The organism is Saccharomonospora iraqiensis subsp. iraqiensis, from assembly GCF_000430445.1.
Lineage (GTDB): Bacteria > Actinomycetota > Actinomycetes > Mycobacteriales > Pseudonocardiaceae > Saccharomonospora > Saccharomonospora iraqiensis.
The window spans coordinates 47,258-49,854 of record NZ_KE387072.1; the positions used below are offsets into that span (position 1 = coordinate 47,258).

Sequence of the window (2,597 nt, forward strand, 5' to 3'; positions counted from 1 at the left end):
CCCCGGCGCGCGGTTCGGTGCGGTGGGCGCCGGGGGTGCGGGTGGGGCTGCTGGAGCAGGACGTGTCCTTCGCCGAGGCGCACCGCACGCCGCACGAGCTCTACACCGCCGCCCGCCCGGACGGCGGGGCACCCGCGCTGACGTCGTTGGGGCTGCTGGCGGCCCGGGACTGCCACCGCCCGGTCGGCACACTGTCGGTCGGGCAACGGCGCAGGCTCGCCCTGGCCCTGTTGATCGCACGGGCGCCGCACGTGCTGCTGCTGGACGAGCCGACCAACCACCTTTCGCCCACGCTCGCCGAGGAGCTGTCCGAGGCGTTGGAGACCGCCCCGGGCGCCGTCGTGCTCGCCTCGCACGACCGGTGGCTGCGCCGCCGGTGGCACCACGACCGGCTCGACCTCACCGGCCACTGAGTCACGCAGCGACGGCCCGACGGAACCTCGAATCACTGCGGGGCGTGATGCCACAGCGCCGACACGGGCAGGGCGGCCATGCGCTCGACGCCCCACGGTACTGCTCAGCGCTGCTCAGTGACGGGCCAGGTATTCCTCCAGGGCCTCGCGGACGATCTCGGATTCCGAGCGGTGTTGGGTATGGGCGAGGGATTCCAGATGACTCTTGACCTCGCGGGATACCCGGGTGTCCACCCGCGGCGAGTGCACTCCCGGTGTGGTCAGCGACGGCCGACCACGGCGCGGATACACGACATCGACCTCGTGGACCGCCACATCGCCGGTTTCCAGAGCTTCCCCGGCCCGGTCCACCTCGTCCTCGGTGATCCGTCGACCCTGCCGGTCGAAGACAGGCTCACGGTCGAGGTCGACGTCCTCGGTGTCGGTGTCGGTGTGTTTACGGGTCATGGCACGTTCCCCTTGCCGAAGTCGTAGTAGGGACGGAAACTCGCCCGAGGGTCACAGCGAAGCGTGGTGCCACAGCGCCGACACGGGCAGGGCGGCCATGCGCTCGCCGAACCGGTGGGTCTGCTGACCGAGGTGGAGCACGTAGCCGGCGACGAACCGCTCGCCGAGCCGGTCGGCCAGCCAGCGCAGATGCCGGAAGTCGTCGGAGCCGACCGTGCTGGACGCCTTCACCTCGATCCCGACGACCTCCCCGTTCCGCCGTTCCAGTACGAAGTCGATCTCCCGGCCGTCCCGGTCGCGGTAGAAGTGCAGCCGGGCACCGAGGTCACTGGTGGCGAGCAACCGCGTCAGCTCGGCGTGCACGAAGATCTCGGTGAGGCTCCCGGCGGCACGGCTGCCGGGGACGGCGAGCGCGTCGTGGTCGACCTCCATGAGATGGGCGGCGAGCCCGGAGTCCGTCGGGTAGGTCTTCGGCGTCTTGACCAGTTTGCTGTTCAGGTTGGTCGACCACGGCGGCAACTGCGCGGTGAGGAACACCGTGTCGAGGTAGCCGAGGTAGTTGCGCACCGTGGCGTGGTTGAGCGCGAGTTCCCGGGCCATGTCCGCGAGCACCGTCTGACCGCCGGACCGGGCGGCGAGCATCGCGAGCAGCCGCGGTACGACGTCGGCGTGCTGGATCTGGGCGAAACTCGCGACGTCGCGGAGCACCACGGTACTGAGGTAGCCGTCGAACCAGGCGCGGCGTTGCGCGGGCGTCTCGAGCTCCAGCACCTCCGGGTAGCCACCGGCGGCGAACAGGTCGACGTAGTCCGCCCGGGTCCACGCCGAACTGTCCGCGTCGGCCAGTGCGTCCCGGCCCGCGAACGCGCGCTCACCGAAGTCACCGGGGGCCCCGGTCCGCTCGGCCGTGCTCAACGGCCACAGATCGACGAACACGGCCCGCCCGGCCAACGACTCGGACAGGGTCGGGACGGTGAGGAACCGCGTCGAGCCGGACAGCACGAACTGCCCACGGCGGTTGTCCCGGTCGACCAGGTACTTGATCGCCAGGACGAGGTCGTCCCCGCCCCGCTGGATCTCGTCGATCACCCGGGGGACGGCGCCGTAGTCGGCGAAGTCGGTCGGCGCGTCCTGCGCGCTCCGGAGTGTGGTCGCGTCGTCCAGTGAGCGGAACGATCCCCCGTGGCTGCGTTGGAACTGCCGCAGCAGGGTGGTCTTCCCCGCCTGGCGCGGCCCGTTGACGATCACGACACGGAACGCCCCGGCCCAGTCAACGAGCCGATGCAGTGCGAAACGCTCGACGAACTCCGACATTCGGCAAATCTAACAGAGGTATCTCACCTTCGCCGACGTCAGGCTGTTCGATCTGCCGTGCGACACACGTCGCCCCCGCCCGAGGTATGGAGGTCGTCACCGCACCCGGGTCGGGCCCGCTCAGCGGCCTCAGCCGGTCCGCGTCGCGTGCCCGGGCAGGATCCGCTGCAGCGCGTCGTCGAGGGTGACGACCCCGAGGATCCGGGATCCGTCCATCACCACGCTGAGCTGTTCGCTGGCCCGGCGCATGCGGAAGAGGGCCTCGTGCACGGGTGTGTGCGGCGGCAGGACGAACGCCGGACGGGCGAGGTCCCGCGCGGGCCGGTCGGCCGGTGCCAGCAGGGTGTCCCGGACGTGGACGACACCCGGGGTGCCGCCGCCGTCCGCGCCGACGAGGATGCGCATGTGTCCGGAGCGCCCGGC

3 protein-coding genes and 1 pseudogene are annotated in these 2,597 nt (G+C 71.1%); 1 reads left to right on the top strand and 3 read right to left on the bottom strand.

All coding sequences use genetic code 11. The features are described 5' to 3' along the window. A partial coding sequence (locus ACTIR_RS0108335) for an ATP-binding cassette domain-containing protein (RefSeq protein WP_084789368.1) occupies positions 1-413 on the top strand: 413 nt, incomplete at its 5' end. 114 nt (positions 414-527) lie between these two features. Here the strand turns inward: ACTIR_RS0108335 and ACTIR_RS0108340 are convergent. From ACTIR_RS0108340 to ACTIR_RS26420, 3 genes and pseudogenes are all read right to left on the bottom strand, one after another. Continuing rightward, positions 528-860, bottom strand: a complete 333-nt coding sequence (locus ACTIR_RS0108340) for a ribbon-helix-helix protein, CopG family (protein ID WP_026453927.1) — start codon at positions 858-860, stop codon at positions 528-530. A 231-nt stretch (positions 861-1,091) separates the two neighbouring features. After that, positions 1,092-2,174: pseudogene (locus ACTIR_RS0108345) on the bottom strand (ATP-binding protein); the annotation flags it as partial. Positions 2,175-2,303: 129 nt separating this feature from the next. After that, positions 2,304-2,597: CBS domain-containing protein (locus ACTIR_RS26420; RefSeq protein WP_026453929.1), on the bottom strand; the 294-nt coding region annotated here is incomplete at its 5' end.

What these genes read in the sequence shown, in the direction of transcription:
- ACTIR_RS0108340 (WP_026453927.1), bottom strand. Translation starts at nt 860, where the DNA reads ATGACCCGTAAACACACCGACACCGACACCGAGGACGTCGACCTCGAC.